Source organism: Mycobacterium sp. OAS707, assembly GCF_014873705.1.
Lineage (GTDB): Bacteria > Actinomycetota > Actinomycetes > Mycobacteriales > Mycobacteriaceae > Mycobacterium.
Window position 1 is genome coordinate 1,625,052 of the sequence record NZ_JADBDS010000001.1, and the last position, 15,005, is coordinate 1,640,056.

Genomic DNA, 15,005 nt, shown 5'->3' on the forward strand with positions numbered 1-15,005 from the left:
GACCGGCTTGCGATACCGGCGGTATCACCTTTATGGTCGGGCTCATGACCGAGCGCACACCGATACACCTGGGCTCCGGCGAACCGATGCTTTTGCTGCATCCGTTCATGATGTCGCAGAGCGTGTGGAAAGGCGTCGCACCGCTGATTGCTGGCACTGGTCGTTACGAGGTGTTCGCGCCGACCCTGCCCGGCCACAACGGCGGCGTCAAAGGCCGGTTCTTCCTGGATACCGCCGAGTTGGCCGACGACATGGAACGCCGGATGGATGCGCTGGGCTGGGACACCGCGCACATCGTCGGCAACTCGCTCGGCGGCTGGGTGGCCTTCGAACTGGAACGCCGCGGCCGTGCGCGCACACTGACCGGCATCGCGCCGGCCGGCGGCTGGAGCCATCTGACGCCCGCGAAGTTCGAGATCGTCGGCAAGTTCGTTGCCGGCCTGCCCGTTTACCTGGTCGCCAAGGCGCTCGGTCCCCGTGCCCTGAAGCTGCCATACGTGCGCCAGCTCGGCTACGTGCCGATCAGCGCGAGCGCCGACCGGCTCACCGACGAGGACTGGCTCGACATCATCGACGACGTCACCCACTGCCCCGCCTACTACCAGCTGTTGGTCAAGTCGCTGTTGCTGCCTGGTCTGCAGGAGCTGGCCGAAGGCACCGCGCCGACGCATCTGGTCATCTGCGAAAAGGACCACGTGCTCCCGCATCCGCGCTTCACCCGGCACTTCACCAAGCACCTGCCGGAGGCCACGGAGATCACGCATCTGGATGCCGTCGGGCACATCCCGATGTTCGAAGCACCGCAGCGCGTCGCCGATCTGATCGTCAACTTCGTCGACCGCTATGCGACGCCGCCGCCGCACCAGGCGTTCGGCTAACCCTTTGTCACCGGCTCGGCCGTCACGCCTTCCAGCGCCGAATTGAGCGTCTTGCTCGGCCGCATCACCGCGGCCGTCTTCTCTGGGTCCGGCCAGTAGTAGCCGCCGATGTCGACCGAATTCCCTTGCACCTCAGCCAGTTCGGCGACGATCGCGTCCTCGTTCTCGGCGAGCGTCTTGGCCAGGCCCGCGAAGTGGCCTGCCAGTTCCTGATCCTCGGTCTGCTCGGCCAGTTCCTGCGCCCAATACATCGCGAGGTAGTACTGGCTGCCGCGGTTGTCGAGCTCACCGGTCTTGCGTGACGGGGCCTTGTCGTTCTCCAGCAGCTTGCCGATCGCACCGTCGAGCGTCTTGCCCAACAGTTCGGCCCGCTTGTTGCCGGTCTTGGCGCCAAGGTCTTCGAAGCAGGCACCCAGTGCGAGGAACTCGCCAAGCGAATCCCAGCGCAGGTGGTTCTCCTCGACCAACTGGTGCACATGCTTGGGCGCCGAACCACCCGCGCCCGTTTCGTACATGCCGCCGCCCGCCATCAGCGGGACGATCGACAGCATCTTCGCGCTGGTGCCCAGTTCGAGGATCGGGAACAGGTCAGTCAGGTAGTCGCGCAGGATGTTTCCGGTCGCGGCGATGGTGTCCTGGCCGCGAATCAGCCGCTCCAGCGTGTACCGCATGGCCCACACCTGCGGCATGATCTGGATGTGGAGGCCCTCGGTGTCGTGGTCGGCCAGATAGGTCTTCACCTTCTTGCGCAACTCGACCTCATGCGGGCGCTCGGTGTCCAGCCAGAACAGCACCGTCATGCCGGAGGCCCTGCCACGGTTCACGGCGAGCTTCACCCAGTCCTGGATCGCGGCGTCTTTCACCACTGGCATGCGCCAGATGTCGCCGGTCTCCACGTTCTGGCTCAGCAGTACCTCGCCGGTGTCGATGTCGACGATGTTGGCGACGCCGTCGGTGGGGATCTCGAACGTCTTGTCGTGGCTGCCGTACTCCTCGGCCTGCTGTGCCATCAGCCCGACGTTGGGAACGGTACCCATGGTTCTCGGGTCGAACTGGCCATGCGTCTTACAGAAGTTGACCATCTCCTGGTAGATCCGCGAGAACGTCGACTCGGGGTTCACCGCCTTGGTGTCCTTGGTCCGGCCGTCGGCGCCATACATCTTGCCGCCCAACCGGATCATCGCGGGCATCGACGCGTCGACGATCACGTCGCTGGGTGAGTGGAAGTTGGTGATGCCACGCGCCGAGTCGACCATCGCCACCTCGGGCCGGTGTTCGTGCACGGCGTGGATGTCGCGAATGATCTCCTCGCGTTGCGAGGCGGGCAGCGACTCGATCTTGGCGTACAGATCCGACATCCCGTTGTTGACGTTGACGCCGAGTTCGTCGAGCACGGCCTGATGCTTGGCGAAGGCTTCCTTGTAGAACACCTTGACCGCGTGGCCGAACACGATGGGGTGGCTGACCTTCATCATGGTCGCCTTCACGTGCAGCGAGAACATCACGCCGGTTTTGTAAGCGTCCTCGATCTGCTCTTCGAAGAAGTCGCACAGCGCCTTCTTGCTCATGAACATGCTGTCGATGATGTCGCCCTCGTCGAGCGCGACTTCTGGCTTGAGCACGATGGTTTCGCCGTTTTTGGGCTCGAGCACCATCTTGACCTTGCGCGCCTTGTCGAGCGTCATCGACTTCTCGCCGTGATAGAAATCGCCGCGCTTCATGGTCGCGACGTGGGTGCGCGAGGCCTGCGACCACTCACCCATGCTGTGCGGATGCCTGCGCGCGTACTCCTTGACCGCATTGGGCGCGCGTCGATCCGAATTGCCTTCGCGCAGAACGGGGTTCACGGCACTGCCGAGAATCTTGCCGTAGCGCTCCTTGATCGCCTTTTCCTCGTCGTTCTTCGGCTCGCCCGGGTAGTCGGGCAGGTCGTAGCCCTTCTCCCGTAGCTCCTTGATGGCGGCCAGCAGCTGCGGCACCGAGGCACTGATGTTCGGCAACTTGATGATGTTGGTTTCGGGGTGGTGGGTCAGCTCACCGAGCGTGGCCAGGTTGTCAGGGACCCGCTGCTCCTCGGTCAGCCGGTCGGAGAACTCACTGAGGATGCGCGCCGCCACCGAGATGTCGCTGGTTTCGACGTTGATGCCGGCCGGCTCGGTGAAGGTGCGGATGATCGGGAGGAAGCCGTAGGTCGCAAGCAGCGGCGCCTCGTCGGTCAGCGTGTAGATGATGGTCGGCTGCTCGGCGCTCATTGTGTTGTCTCCCGGATTCAGTTTCGGTCAGTTCGCTGCTCGCGGGCCAGACTACAAGCAGCATCGGGTGCACGAAGGCTCAGCTTGGCTACTGACCAGTAGCTTCTGTGCTGGGCGAACATAGGGAAATTCTCCCGATGTCTGGGCCGTAGTGCCACCGCGACGATGGCGTAGAGCGATCGAGAAACAAACCAGCCGGTGGCACCCAGTCAGTGGCATGCGATACCCTTCTCATCGGTCATGAGTGCCAGCGTCAAGCCCCGGCTTGCTGGCCGGCAACCCTCCAACCGCGGTGGGGTGCCCCGGGTGATTGACCAGGTTGAGTAGCCGCCACCGGCTACCGGCAAGCGCGGGTCCGTTGTGACGGGCCCCCAGAGACAGATGGAGGTCCGTTTCGTATGAGCACGCCAGATCCGACGGCCGGTTGGTCGTTTGAAACCAAACAGGTCCACGCCGGTCAGACGCCCGATATCGCGACGAACGCGCGGGCGCTGCCGATCTACCAGACCACGTCGTACACGTTCAACAGCACCGAGCACGCCGCCGCCCTGTTCGGCCTCGCCGAGCCCGGCAACATCTACACCCGGATCATGAATCCGACGCAGGACGTCGTCGAGCAGCGCATCGCGGCCCTGGAAGGCGGCGTCGCCGCGCTGTTCCTCGCGTCCGGTCAGGCCGCTGAGCACTTCGCGATCCTCAACCTCGCCAACGCGGGCGACCACATCGTGTCCAGCCCGCGGCTCTACGGCGGCACCTACAACCTGTTCCACTACACGCTGCCGAAGATGGGCATCGAGGTCAGCTTCGTCGAGAACCCCGACGATCTGGAGTCCTGGCGCGCTGCGGTCAAGCCGAACACCAAGGCGTTCTTCGGCGAGACCATCTCGAACCCGCAGAACGACATCCTCGACATCCCGAACGTCGCGGCCGTCGCGCACGAAGCCGGTGTGCCGTTGATCGTCGACAACACCGTCGCGACCCCGTACCTGATTCAACCGCTGTCCCACGGCGCCGACATCGTCGTGCACTCGGCGACGAAGTACCTGGGCGGACACGGCGCGGCGATCGCAGGCGTGATCGTCGACGGCGGCACCTTCGACTGGACCAACGGCAAGTTCCCCGGCTTCACCACCCCGGACCCCAGCTATCACGGCGTGGTGTTCGCCGAACTCGGCCCGCCGGCCTTCGCGTTGAAGGCAAGGGTGCAGCTGCTGCGCGATCTCGGCTCGGCTGCCGCGCCGTTCAACGCGTTCCTCGTCGCACAAGGGCTGGAGACGCTGAGCCTGCGCGTTGAACGCCATGTGCGAAATGCACAAAAGGTGGCGGAATTCCTCGCAGGACATCCGGACGTGACATCGGTGAACTACGCGGGGCTGCCGAGCTCGCCGTGGTACGAGCTCGGAAAGAAGCTGGCCCCCAAGGGAACCGGCGCAGTGCTGGCGTTCGAGCTGGCAGGCGGTATCGACGCGGGCAAGGCGTTCGTCAACGCGTTGACGCTGCACAGTCACGTCGCGAACATCGGTGACGTGCGGTCGCTGGTGATCCACCCGGCGTCGACGACGCACGCCCAGCTCACCCCGGAGGAGCAGTTGGCCACCGGCGTGACCCCCGGCCTGGTGCGGCTCGCCGTCGGCATCGAGGGCATCGACGACATCCTGGCCGACCTGGAGCAGGGCTTCGCCGCGGCCAAACCGTTCAGCACCTCCGCGGGCGCAGACCCGAAGACCGCGGCGGCGTTCTGATGACGGTCATCGACATGAACACCGTGACGCTGCCTGCCGAGGGTGAAGTCGGCTACGTGGACATCGGCCCGCTGACGCTGGAGAACGGCGCCGTGATCGACGACGTCACGATCGCTGTGCAGCGGTGGGGCGAGTTGTCGCCCAACCGCGACAACGTCGTCGTCGTCCTGCACGCCCTGACCGGCGACTCACACGTCACCGGCCCAAGTGGCCCTGGTGACGAGACCGAAGGCTGGTGGGAAGGTGTTGCCGGCCCGGGGGCACCGATCGACACCGACCGCTGGTGTGCGGTGGCCACCAACGTGTTGGGCGGCTTTCGCGGGTCGACGGGCCCGAGTTCGCCCGCGCCGGACGGGAAGCCTTGGGGCTCAAGGTTTCCGCTGATTTCTGTGCGAGATCAGGTCGAGGCCGACGTCGCCGCGCTGGCGGCGCTCGGCATCACCGAGGTCGCCGCGGTGGTCGGCGGGTCGATGGGCGGTGCTCGGGCGCTGGAGTGGATCGTGAGCTACCCGGACGCGGTGCGCGCGGCGCTGGTGTTGGCCGTCGGCGCCCGCGCGACCGCAGACCAGATCGGCACGCAGAGCACGCAGATCGCGGCCATCAAATCGGACCCGGGCTGGCAGAACGGCGACTACTACGGCACCGGCCGTTCGCCCGATGTGGGCATGGAGATCGCGCGAAGGTTTGCGCATCTGACGTATCGGGGCGAGCCCGAACTGGACGCGCGGTTCGGCAACGATCCGCAGGGCGACGAGGATCCGGCGAAGGGCGGCCGCTACGCGGTGCAGAGCTATCTGGAGCACCAGGGCCGCAAGCTGCTGGCCCGCTTCGACGCCGGCACCTACGTGGCGCTCAGTGAATCGCTGTCCAGTCACGACGTGGGCCGCGGGCGCGGCGGCATCGAGGCGGCGCTGCGCGGCTGCCCGGTTCCGACAGTCGTCGGCGGCATCACCTCAGACCGGCTGTACCCGCTTCGGCTGCAGGAGGAATTGGCCGAGCTGTTGCCTGGTTGTACCGAGCTGAACGTGGTCGACTCGATTTACGGCCACGACGGATTCCTCTTGGAGACCGAGGCGGTGGGCAAGTTGATACGTCGGACCTTGGAGCTGGCCGAGCGGTGACCGACCCCAGGCAGCAGCGTTCACTGTCGTTCGGCGTAGAAGCCGCGGCATACGAGCGCGGCCGACCGTCGTACCCACCCGAAGCGATCGACTGGCTGCTACCCGCCAACGCGCGCGACGTGCTGGATCTCGGGGCCGGCACCGGAAAGCTGACCACGCGGCTCGTGGAGCGTGGCCTCGGTGTGGTCGCGGTCGATCCCATTCCGGAAATGCTCGAGCTGCTGAGCAACTCGCTGCCGGACACGCCCGCGCTGCTCGGCACGGCCGAGGACATTCCGCTGCCCGACGACAGCGTCGACGTCGTGCTGGTGGCTCAGGCCTGGCACTGGTTCGACCCGGAACTCGCCGCCAAGGAGATCGCGCGCGTACTACGGCCGGGCGGCCGACTCGGCCTGGTATGGAACGCCCGCGACGAGCGGATGGGCTGGGTGAAGGATCTCGGGCGCATCATCGGCCACGAGGACGCGCAATTCCACGACAAGGTGACGCTGCCGACGCCGTTCACCGATGTCGAGCGGCGCAAGGTCGAGTGGACGAGTTACCTGACACCGCAGGCGCTCATCGACCTGGTCGCATCGCGCAGTTACTGCATCACGTCGCCGGAGAAGGTGCGCACCCAGACGCTGGATCGGGTGCGCGAGCTGCTGGCGACCCATCCCGCATTGGCCAACACCAACGGCCTTGCGTTGCCGTACGTCACGGTCGGCATCAGGGCGACGCTGGCCTGACGCCCACAAGACCGTTCGTCGAGATCAGACTTGTTGCACGGTTTTCCGCGTTTCGCGTACCGGAACCTTATTTCGGCGAACGTATGTAGTCGCCGATGAGGGCGGTGCCCGGGCCTGGTTTGGCGCCAGGCCCCGGCGAGTGAATCGCATTGGCGGCGTTCAGTTCTCCCCCGCAATCGGCGCACACCATCTTCGCAGTGGTGACGTGGCCGCAGTCGGCATGCACGATCAGCGCAGGCGGCCCGTCGAGTGACAGCCACTTGTCGCCGAATGCCAACAAGGTGGCAATGACGGGATACAGGTCGCGGCCCTTGTCGGTCAGCACGTACTCGTGGCGGGCCGGCGCGCTTTGGTATTGACGCCGCTCGACGACGCCGTTTCGTTCGAGCTCGGCCAGCCGGGCGGCCAGGATGTTCGATGCGATTCCGAGGTCGCGACGGATGTCCTCGAACTTCGTCATTCCGGCGAACAGGTCGCGCACGATCAACGGTGTCCACCGCTGGCCGATCACGTCGACGGCGCGTGCGATCGAGCACGCGATGTCCGCGAACTCCGGCTTCGACATGGGGCCATCATAGTCCATTGCAAATTGCAATTGAGCTGGTTACGTTGGGTGCATGGCACACATCCAAACCGATGACGCAGTTGCTGCCTTCTTGGCGGCCACCAAGGCCCGCGACATCGACCAAATGGTGAGCGCCCTTGCGCCCGATGCCGAACTGGCCTCTCCGCTGTTCGGCCGCATGGTCTTCCGCGGGCGCGATGACCTGCGGGTGCTACTCGGTGCCGTCTACGGCGGGCTGTCCAACCTTGTCTGGCGCGAGGTCATCGGCGAGGGCACGACGCGAGTAGCGGTGAGCGATGCGCGCATTGCCGGCGTCACGATCACCGACGCGATGGTGCTCGAGCTTGACGATGCGGGGCTGATCGTGCGGATCCGCCCTCACCTCAAGCCATGGCTGGCCATCACGCTGTTCGCTCTTCTGCTGGGGCCGAAGATCGCTCGCCACCCCGGCGTACTTCGCCGCGCCCTGCGGCGCTGACACCGAACCACCGCTGCAGCGCGTCACGCAACCGGCGCTCCGCGTCGACGTCGAAAGTGTCCGCCGCCCAAGCGACATAGCCATCGGGTCTGATGAGCAGCGCACAGGCCGCGAAGTCCGGCACCTCGCCTGTCACGACATCGATCCGATCGACGGTCTGGCCGATGCGTCCGCCGGACAGGTCGAGCAGGACCGGACGGGCGTGATGCAGCAGCTCGCTGACGCGACGTCCGTCGCCAAGCGTCACGTCCGGCACCAGCCGACCCGATAGCGGATGGCTGTCACCGGTGTCGTAGGCCACGTCGGAGCCCGCGAGCAGGTGCGCCATGTGCTCGGCGACGCTCGGCAGTTGCAGGAGCTCGTTGAAAAGCTTTCGCAGAGCGCCGATCTCGGGTCCGGGGCCAAAGAGAGCGGTCTGCGACATGGAGTGCATCATCACCCGTTCGCCGACTGGATACCGCTCGCTCTGGTAGGTGTCGAGCAGATCCTCGGGGGCCCGGCCGTCGACCGCGGCGGCCAGTTTCCAGCCGAGGTTCATCGCATCCTGCAAACCGAGATTCAAGCCGGGTCCGCCCATCGCCGAGTGCACGTGCGCGGAATCACCAACCAGAAAGACGTTTCCGACGCGATAGCGGTCGGCTTGCCGGCTGTTCTGACCAGCGATGCGGCGCAGCGCATTTGGCTTGCCGTCGTCAGGCAATTCCATGGGCAGGTCGACACCGAGCACCCGCCGCGCGCTGTCGCGCAGTTCGTCGATGGTCATCGGCACAGCCTCGTCAGCAGGATTGCCGAACTCGATCGTGCCGACCATCGGGCGGTCGGGTTCGAACGGGGCATAGATCAGCCCACCGTTGTCGAGCCGGTTGTGACCGAAGGGCAGCCGGCCCACACCGGGCAACTCGATATCGCCGCTGGCGGTGCGGACTTCGTCAGGCAGACGCACGTGGGCGATCCGCGCGACAGTGTTCGACGTGTGACCGGGGAAGTCGATGCCCACCATCTTGCGGACCGTGCTGCGGCCGCCGTCGGCGCCGACAAGGTAGGTGGCCTCCAATGTGTATGTTTCGTCGGAGGTCGAGACGTTGACTTTGACACCGTCCGAACGGGATTCGAGGCCGATCAACTCGTGGCCCCAGCGGATGTCGACGCCGAGTTCACGGGCGCGCGCGTCGAGGTGTCGGACAAGCTGCGGCTGGCCCATCATCAGTGCGTACATCGGGTTGTCCGCCATGCCGAACAGCGGCACGGACATGCCGCTGAAGATCCACTCGGGCAGCGGCTTCGGCGGCTCGGTTGAACCCGTGAACCGTTCGTACAGGCCACGCATGTCCAGTAGCCGAATGACCTGGCCGACCATGCCGTTGGCCTTGGGCTCGTCGCTGGGCGCGGGCAGTCGCTCGAGCACCACCGGCCGCACACCGGCCAGCGCCAGTTCGCACGCCAGCATCAAACCGTTCGGCCCGGCGCCTGAAATGACAACGGACACTTGGTTTTCTGACATCGGCATTACCTTTCGGGCAGTCCGGCCGCGACATCGGTCAAGCCGCGGCGAAGGAGTTCGGTATAGGCCACCGGCGGATCGGCATTGGCGTAGGTCTCCATTGCCGTTTCACCGACCGCGCGAACGACGGCGGCGACAAGCCGCGGATACATATCGCGAACGGGATCGGTCCCGGTGCGTTCGGCGATCGCATCGACCCAGTCCTCGAAGAGGTGCCGCGTCAGCGCGGCCCGCATGTCCCGGGCGGACAGGAGCTCACGGATGACGGCCAGTTCCTCAGGAGTCGGCCTGACGTCGGTTGCGCCTGCAGCCTCGAGCGGCGCGAGCATGGATTCGGTGATCGCCGACCACAGCGGCTCGTCGGCGGGCCGCTCCCGGAAGACCTCGAGGCTGCGTCGCGTGCGATCGATCTGCCGGAAGGAGATCGCCTCGTACTTGCCTGCGAAATAGTTGTTGAACGTCCGCAGTGAGACACCGGCCCGGTTGGCGATGTCCTCGCGGGTGACGTTGTCCAAGCCACGCTCCAACGCCAGCGCCAATGCGGCGTCGCTCAAAGCCCACCGGGTCCCGAGTTTCTTGCGCTCGCGGAGCCCCAACGCGGTGTCCATGCGACCAGGCTAGCCAAAACTTGCCCGGTAGGCAAAATTGCCTGACAGGCAATTTTCCAGCATGCCAGAACGCTTCACTTCGTAGCCAGAAATGGAGTAGTCGATTACCCCATCCACGCGGGCGCCCGGACGCGAATATGGCCCTATGCGCATTGCCGACGAGAACTTCGGCTGCGCCTCACGAAGGGAACTAACGATGAACCGAGTTTCGCGGATCGCGACGACTGTGGTGGCGTCTGGCGCTCTGGGTCTGGCCGCATTCGGGCTGGGCGCCGGCGTCGCCCAAGCAGATACCTGGTGTCCGGGCCAGCCAGTCCCCGGAGGATTTGTAGACGTTGACTGGGACTGGACGGTCTGCCACAACTACTACGCAATGTCGCGCGGCTATCCACCTCAGATCGTTGGACTGAAAGTCCAAGACGGCGCCATTGGCGGCAGCTGGCGCTTGGTCGCAGGCGAGGACACCAACGTCACGTGCCAATTCTTGGGGTGCCCTCGCCCGTAGCACCATAAATGGCCATTTCGGATAGAATGGCTAGAATGTCTGATATGGCCACTTTGACTTTTCGGAATCGCGACGGCGAGCTGGTCGACGTCCCGACCGTCGCCGCCACCCGCTTCAAGAACGAGTTCGGCTCGATTTTCGAGCAGGCCTCCCTCGGCGGGGCGGTCGCGATCACCAAGCACAACACGCCCAAGGCCGTGTTGTTGTCCTACGCCGAGTTCGAGGCGCTGACCAAGGCCAGCACACCCGCGCTGGACGATCTCTCCGAGGAGTTCGACCAACTGCTCGAGCGCATGCAGAGTCCGGAGTCGAAGAGCGCGATGGCGTCGGCATTCGACGCCACCCCCGAACAACTCGGCCGCGCGGCGGTCAAGGCGGCCCGCGCCAAACGGTAAGCCGACCGGATGGCCCGCAAGGCCCAGGTACCGCGTCTGTACGTCCTCGCCGGGGTGAACGGCGCGGGCAAGAGCAGCATCGGTGGCGCAATGATCCGTGCGTCGGGCGCGGACTATTTCAATCCCGACGAGGCGGCTCAGAAGTTGATGGCCGCGAATCCCGGCCTCGATCAGGTCAAGGCCAACGCCGCGGCATGGCATGAAGGCCGACGGCTGCTGGAGCGAGCGATCGCCGAACGCAAGGACTTCGCGTTCGAGACCACGCTCGGTGGCAGCACGATGCCGCGACTGCTCGCCGACGCCGCCGCCAACGGATTCGAGGTGCGCGTCTGGTACGTCGGACTGGCGAGCCCCGATCTGCACATCGAACGGGTCCGCAACCGCGTGCAGGCGGGCGGTCATGACATCCCGGAGTCCAGCATCCGGCGCCGGTGGCGGCACAGCAGGCTGAATCTGGTGCAGTTGCTGCCACACCTGACCGAACTTCGCGTCTACGACAACTCCGCAGATGCCGATCCAAAGGCCGGTCAGGCACCGCGGCCGGTGCTTGTTTTGCACCTCGACCACGGCGACATCGTTGGCCCGCCGGACCTTTCGTCGACCTCCGAATGGGCGAAGCCGATTGTCGCAGGTGCCTTGAAATTGGGGTGAAAAATCCAACGGCGATGAGTCTCGCCGCGGTTCCCAGTCTGTCTTCTCAAACCCAGCACACACTCGAGGAGAGCATCATGACCGCCACCTACACCTTCGACGTCTTCTCCAGCCTCGACGGCTACGGCGGCGTCAGCGGCGGCGACTGGGGCGGATATTGGGGTAAGCAAGGCCCCGAACTGCTAGACCACCGCCTCGGCTTGTATCAGGCCGAGCAGCGGATGGTGTTCGGCGCCAACACATATCGCGCGTTCACAGAGATACTGGCCTCAGACGAGGAGACGGTGCACGACCCATGGGTGACCCGCATGAGGAGCCTGCCGGCGACCGTCGTGTCCACAACTTTGAACGGGCCTCTCGACTGGCCGGACGCGACGATCGTGAGCGGTGACGCCGTCGACGTGGTCGCACGACTCAAAGACGAGTCCGATGTGCCGATGCGTTCGCATGGCAGCCTGTCGATGAACCGGGCTCTGATGGCCGCTGGCCTGGTCGACCGCATCCAGGTGACGATCTTTCCCGTCATCACCGGTCAGACGGGCGACGACGCCATCTTCGCGGGCGCAGCGGACTTCGATCTCGAGTTGATCGAGAGTCGGACGCTCGACGGTCATATCCACGAGCTCATCTACCGCCCCAGCCTGCATGTCTGAGTGACTAGCTGGTGCCGAGCGGGTCGATCGTCCACGCGACGTAGAGCATGGCCGCGCTGACCGACGCGGTCGTGACGAAGTCGATGGTCCTGCTGCGCACCGCCAGCAGACCCACCCGGTCCTCGGGCAGCGCCAGCCGAAACGCCGCGGCCACACCGACGCCGATGGCGAGCACCAGTCCACCGCGCCGCCAGTAACCTGCGACCACCAATCCGAACGCGGCGGCAATGATGACGCCGACCAGCAGGATCGGCCACTGCCCACCAAAAACCTTGCGGGCGAACTCTTTTAAGGTCATCGGTTCCTCGCGCGAGCGCTCGTCACTGTCACTGCAAGGCTTCGGCGCGCTCGACCACATTCGTCAGCAGGAAAGCGCGGGTCAGTGGGCCCACACCGCCGGGGTTGGGCGATACGTGACCGGCGACCTCCCACACGTCTGGCGCCACGTCGCCGACCAACTTTCCTTCGGCGTCCCGTGACACCCCGACGTCGACGACGGCGGCGCCAGGACGCACCATCTCGGCGGTCACCATGTGGGGCACTCCGGCGGCGGCGATGATGATGTCGGCCTCGCGCGTCAGCTGCGGCAGATGCCGAGTTGCGGTGTGGCACAACGTGACTGTCGCGTTCTCCGACCGTCTCGTCAGCAGCAGACCCAGCGGTCTGCCGACGGTGACACCACGCCCGATCACCACGACCTGTGCGCCTGCGATCTCAACCTCGTAGCGGCGCAACAGATGCACGATGCCGCGCGGGGTACACGGCAGCGGCGCCGGCTCGTTGAGGACCAGCCTGCCGAGATTGGTCGGATGCAGCCCGTCGGCGTCCTTGCCCGGGTCGACACGTTCCAGAGCGGCGTTCTCGTTGAGGTGCTTGGGCAGCGGCAGCTGCACGATGTAGCCGGTGCACTCGGGGTTGGCGTTGAGCTCGTCGATGGTCTCGTCGAGCTTGGCCTGGCTGATGTCGGCGGGCAGATCGCGGCGGATCGAGTTGATGCCGACCTTGGCGCAGTCGGCGTGCTTGCCCCGCACGTAGGCGTGGGAGCCGGGGTCGTCACCGACCAGGACCGTGCCCAGCCCTGGGGTCCGGCCCGCCGCGGTCAGCGCCGCCACCCGTTCCTTCAGGTCGACGAAGATCTCGTCGCGCGTGGCCTTACCGTCCAGTGTCATCGCACCCACGGATCACATTGTGGCAGGCTCCCCTGCATGGACACTCCCCGGAATGTGTTCACCCCAGCCAAGCTCGGCCCGGTGACGCTGCGCAACCGCATCATCAAGGCGGCGACGTTCGAGGCGTCGTCGCCGAACGCGCTCGTCACCGACGACCTCATCACCTATCACCGGCTGCCCGCAGCGGGCGGCGTGGGGATGACCACCGTCGCGTACCTGGCCGTGTCGAAAGGCGGGCGCACCGAGGGCAACGTGATCTGGTGGCGCCCCGAGGCCATCCCCGGCCTGCAGAAACTCACGGCGGCCATCCATGCCGAGGGCGCGGCGATCAGCGCGCAGATCGGTCACGCCGGGCCGGTGGCCAATGCCCGGTCGACGAAAGCGACGGCGTACGCACCGGTGCGGTTCTTCAATCCGCTCTCCATGCGCTTCGCTAAGAAGGCCACCAAAGACGACATCGACAACATCATCAAGGCGCACGCCGACGCGGCGCGTTACGCGATCGACGCCGGATTCGACGCGGTCGAGATCCACCTCGGCCACAACTATTTCGCTAGCTCCTTCCTCAGCCCGCTGATCAACCGCCGCGCCGACGAATTCGGCGGATCGCTGGAGAACCGCGCGAAGGTGGCGCGCGGCATGGTGCTGGCCGTGCGGCGGGCGGTCAAGGACCAGATCGCGGTGACGGCCAAACTCAACATGTCCGACGGTGTGCGCGGCGGCATTTCGACCGACGAGTCCCTGCAGACCGCCAAATGGCTCGAGTCCGACGGCGCCCTGGACGCGATCGAGTTGACCGCTGGCAGCTCACTGGTCAACCCGATGTATCTGTTCCGCGGCGACGCTCCGGTCAAGCAGTTCGCGAATGCGTTCAAACCGCCGCTGCGGTGGGGCATCCGGATGACGGGCAAGAAGTTCTTCCGCGAGTACCCCTACCGCGAGGCGTACCTACTGCGCGACGCCAAGCTGTTTCGCGCCGAGTTGAAGATGCCGCTGATCCTGCTGGGCGGCATCACCAACCGCGAGACCATGGACCTCGCGATGGCCGAGGGGTTCGACTTCGTCGCGATGGGCCGGGCGCTGCTGGCCGAACCTGATCTGATCAACCGCATCCAGGCCGACAGCGCTGTTCGATCGGCGTGCACGCACTGCAACATCTGCATGTCGACGATCTACAGCCACACCCACTGCGTGGTCACCGGATCACCGGATCGCGTCGCAATCGGCTAACCGCCTGCAGATCCTCGCGGCTCCACGAACGCGACCATGGGCTCCTTGTGGATCACCCATCCCCAGCCCTGCAGGATCATCAGTTCCTTCGCCGAGAAGATGTAGGTGAACTTGTCGTTGCGGGCCACATACTTCCCGCCCTCCACCCCGGCGCCGGGCACCTTGAGCGCGTAATCGTCCTTCACCCGCATACCGCGGTATTCGTAGTGGCCCTTGCCATCGACGCAGATCACCACCAGCGATTGCTCGGTACGCCCGAGCGCGACGGCGGACTTCGGCCCGTCGCAGCGGGCCGCCCTGTCGATGAACCCGCGATCGTCGGTGGCAAACGCGCCGGGCTCGGCGCCTGCCTTTGACAACTGATTCGCCAGCAGCAGCGCGACGATGAGACCGGCGCAGACTAAGAGCACCGGGAGCATCGCTCGCCCCAGTTTGCCGTGGCGCAATGCCGTGGCCTTCACAGACCGCATGCCTAACCAGAGCATGCTCGCGCTTGTGAGCGTGCGCGACGCGCCGTGACGTGGCCGAA

The 15,005-nt window shown here is 65.6% G+C and carries 17 protein-coding genes and 1 riboswitch; of the genes, 10 read left to right on the plus strand and 7 right to left on the minus strand.

Annotated features, from left to right (window positions below; all coding sequences use genetic code 11):
• Window positions 1–44 precede the first annotated feature (44 nt).
• Complete coding sequence (locus GGC64_RS08040; RefSeq protein WP_192721864.1) at window positions 45–878, plus strand: alpha/beta fold hydrolase; 834 nt, start codon at window positions 45–47, stop codon at window positions 876–878.
• Here GGC64_RS08040 and GGC64_RS08045 read toward each other — a convergent pair.
• Window positions 875–3,130, minus strand: a complete 2,256-nt coding sequence (locus GGC64_RS08045; RefSeq protein WP_192721865.1) for an NADP-dependent isocitrate dehydrogenase — start codon at window positions 3,128–3,130, stop codon at window positions 875–877. The genes GGC64_RS08040 and GGC64_RS08045 overlap by 4 nt on opposite strands.
• Window positions 3,131–3,366: 236 nt before the next feature.
• Window positions 3,367–3,486, plus strand: a riboswitch (SAM riboswitch).
• Window positions 3,487–3,528: 42 nt separating this feature from the next.
• On the opposite strand from GGC64_RS08045, the gene GGC64_RS08050 reads away from it, so the two are divergent.
• Genes GGC64_RS08050 through GGC64_RS08060 form a run of 3 tightly spaced genes read left to right on the plus strand, consistent with a single transcriptional unit; the run spans window position 3,529 to window position 6,721 of the window.
• The gene (locus GGC64_RS08050; protein WP_192721866.1) at window positions 3,529–4,872 is read left to right on the plus strand and encodes a bifunctional o-acetylhomoserine/o-acetylserine sulfhydrylase; all 1,344 of its coding nucleotides are present in this window, start codon (window positions 3,529–3,531) and stop codon (window positions 4,870–4,872) included.
• Complete coding sequence (locus GGC64_RS08055) at window positions 4,872–5,993, plus strand: homoserine O-acetyltransferase (RefSeq protein ID WP_192721867.1); 1,122 nt, start codon at window positions 4,872–4,874, stop codon at window positions 5,991–5,993. The genes GGC64_RS08050 and GGC64_RS08055 overlap by 1 nt, the downstream gene beginning before the upstream one ends.
• Window positions 5,990–6,721 (plus strand): methyltransferase domain-containing protein, encoded by a 732-nt coding sequence (locus GGC64_RS08060; RefSeq protein WP_192721868.1) that lies wholly within the window; start codon window positions 5,990–5,992, stop codon window positions 6,719–6,721. Before GGC64_RS08055 ends, GGC64_RS08060 begins: the two co-directional genes overlap by 4 nt.
• A 67-nt stretch (window positions 6,722–6,788) precedes the next feature.
• Here GGC64_RS08060 and GGC64_RS08065 read toward each other — a convergent pair whose 3' ends face one another.
• Window positions 6,789–7,286, minus strand: coding sequence for a helix-turn-helix domain-containing protein (locus GGC64_RS08065; RefSeq protein ID WP_192721869.1), 498 nt, complete (start codon window positions 7,284–7,286; stop codon window positions 6,789–6,791).
• Window positions 7,287–7,338: 52 nt separating this feature from the next.
• Between GGC64_RS08065 and GGC64_RS08070 the strand changes: the two genes are divergently transcribed.
• Window positions 7,339–7,764, plus strand: coding sequence for a nuclear transport factor 2 family protein (locus GGC64_RS08070; protein ID WP_192721870.1), 426 nt, complete (start codon window positions 7,339–7,341; stop codon window positions 7,762–7,764).
• Here the strand turns inward: GGC64_RS08070 and GGC64_RS08075 are convergent.
• A complete protein-coding gene (locus tag GGC64_RS08075) occupies window positions 7,688–9,265 on the minus strand; it encodes an FAD-dependent monooxygenase (protein ID WP_192721871.1) in 1,578 nt (525 codons plus the stop codon). The two genes, GGC64_RS08070 and GGC64_RS08075, sit on opposite strands and share 77 nt — an antisense overlap.
• A gap of 5 nt (window positions 9,266–9,270) precedes the next feature.
• Complete coding sequence (locus GGC64_RS08080; RefSeq protein WP_192721872.1) at window positions 9,271–9,873, minus strand: TetR family transcriptional regulator; 603 nt, start codon at window positions 9,871–9,873, stop codon at window positions 9,271–9,273.
• 196 nt (window positions 9,874–10,069) lie between these two features.
• On the opposite strand from GGC64_RS08080, the gene GGC64_RS08085 reads away from it, so the two are divergent.
• The 4 genes from GGC64_RS08085 (at window position 10,070) to GGC64_RS08100 (ending at window position 12,077) form a co-directional block, all read left to right on the plus strand.
• The gene (locus GGC64_RS08085) at window positions 10,070–10,378 is read left to right on the plus strand and encodes a hypothetical protein (RefSeq protein WP_192721873.1); all 309 of its coding nucleotides are present in this window, start codon (window positions 10,070–10,072) and stop codon (window positions 10,376–10,378) included.
• Between the two features lie 44 nt (window positions 10,379–10,422).
• On the plus strand, window positions 10,423–10,773 hold the full coding sequence (locus GGC64_RS08090; protein WP_192721874.1) for a type II toxin-antitoxin system Phd/YefM family antitoxin: 351 nt from the start codon (window positions 10,423–10,425) through the stop codon (window positions 10,771–10,773).
• A 9-nt stretch (window positions 10,774–10,782) separates the two neighbouring features.
• Entirely contained in the window at window positions 10,783–11,424 is a 642-nt protein-coding gene (locus tag GGC64_RS08095) for a zeta toxin family protein (RefSeq protein WP_192721875.1), read from the plus strand.
• A gap of 77 nt (window positions 11,425–11,501) precedes the next feature.
• Complete coding sequence (locus GGC64_RS08100; protein ID WP_192721876.1) at window positions 11,502–12,077, plus strand: dihydrofolate reductase family protein; 576 nt, start codon at window positions 11,502–11,504, stop codon at window positions 12,075–12,077.
• A gap of 4 nt (window positions 12,078–12,081) precedes the next feature.
• Here GGC64_RS08100 and GGC64_RS08105 read toward each other — a convergent pair whose 3' ends face one another.
• Window positions 12,082–12,375, minus strand: a complete 294-nt coding sequence (locus tag GGC64_RS08105; RefSeq protein ID WP_192721877.1) for a DUF3017 domain-containing protein — start codon at window positions 12,373–12,375, stop codon at window positions 12,082–12,084.
• 28 nt (window positions 12,376–12,403) lie between these two features.
• Entirely contained in the window at window positions 12,404–13,255 is an 852-nt protein-coding gene (locus tag GGC64_RS08110; protein WP_192721878.1) for a bifunctional methylenetetrahydrofolate dehydrogenase/methenyltetrahydrofolate cyclohydrolase, read from the minus strand.
• Between the two features lie 27 nt (window positions 13,256–13,282).
• Here GGC64_RS08110 and GGC64_RS08115 point away from each other — a divergent pair, with 27 nt between their 5' ends.
• A complete protein-coding gene (locus GGC64_RS08115) occupies window positions 13,283–14,476 on the plus strand; it encodes an NADH:flavin oxidoreductase (RefSeq protein ID WP_192721879.1) in 1,194 nt (397 codons plus the stop codon).
• On the opposite strand, the gene GGC64_RS08120 is transcribed toward GGC64_RS08115, so the two are convergent.
• On the minus strand, window positions 14,473–14,946 hold the full coding sequence (locus GGC64_RS08120) for a hypothetical protein (RefSeq protein ID WP_192721880.1): 474 nt from the start codon (window positions 14,944–14,946) through the stop codon (window positions 14,473–14,475). The two genes, GGC64_RS08115 and GGC64_RS08120, sit on opposite strands and share 4 nt — an antisense overlap.
• Window positions 14,947–15,005: the final 59 nt, after the last annotated feature.

Excerpts from the sequence above, each read along its gene's own strand:
- GGC64_RS08040 (WP_192721864.1), top strand. The coding sequence starts at position 45 with ATGACCGAGCGCACACCGATACACCTGGGCTCCGGCGAACCGATGCTT.
- GGC64_RS08045 (WP_192721865.1), bottom strand. The coding sequence starts at position 3,130 with ATGAGCGCCGAGCAGCCGACCATCATCTACACGCTGACCGACGAGGCG.
- GGC64_RS08050 (WP_192721866.1), top strand. The coding sequence starts at position 3,529 with ATGAGCACGCCAGATCCGACGGCCGGTTGGTCGTTTGAAACCAAACAG.
- GGC64_RS08055 (WP_192721867.1), top strand. The coding sequence starts at position 4,872 with ATGACGGTCATCGACATGAACACCGTGACGCTGCCTGCCGAGGGTGAA.
- GGC64_RS08065 (WP_192721869.1), bottom strand. The coding sequence starts at position 7,286 with ATGTCGAAGCCGGAGTTCGCGGACATCGCGTGCTCGATCGCACGCGCC.
- GGC64_RS08070 (WP_192721870.1), top strand. The coding sequence starts at position 7,339 with ATGGCACACATCCAAACCGATGACGCAGTTGCTGCCTTCTTGGCGGCC.
- GGC64_RS08075 (WP_192721871.1), bottom strand. The coding sequence starts at position 9,265 with ATGTCAGAAAACCAAGTGTCCGTTGTCATTTCAGGCGCCGGGCCGAAC.
- GGC64_RS08080 (WP_192721872.1), bottom strand. The coding sequence starts at position 9,873 with ATGGACACCGCGTTGGGGCTCCGCGAGCGCAAGAAACTCGGGACCCGG.
- GGC64_RS08085 (WP_192721873.1), top strand. The coding sequence starts at position 10,070 with ATGAACCGAGTTTCGCGGATCGCGACGACTGTGGTGGCGTCTGGCGCT.
- GGC64_RS08090 (WP_192721874.1), top strand. The coding sequence starts at position 10,423 with ATGGCCACTTTGACTTTTCGGAATCGCGACGGCGAGCTGGTCGACGTC.
- GGC64_RS08095 (WP_192721875.1), top strand. The coding sequence starts at position 10,783 with ATGGCCCGCAAGGCCCAGGTACCGCGTCTGTACGTCCTCGCCGGGGTG.
- GGC64_RS08100 (WP_192721876.1), top strand. The coding sequence starts at position 11,502 with ATGACCGCCACCTACACCTTCGACGTCTTCTCCAGCCTCGACGGCTAC.
- GGC64_RS08105 (WP_192721877.1), bottom strand. The coding sequence starts at position 12,375 with ATGACCTTAAAAGAGTTCGCCCGCAAGGTTTTTGGTGGGCAGTGGCCG.
- GGC64_RS08115 (WP_192721879.1), top strand. The coding sequence starts at position 13,283 with ATGGACACTCCCCGGAATGTGTTCACCCCAGCCAAGCTCGGCCCGGTG.
- GGC64_RS08120 (WP_192721880.1), bottom strand. The coding sequence starts at position 14,946 with ATGCGGTCTGTGAAGGCCACGGCATTGCGCCACGGCAAACTGGGGCGA.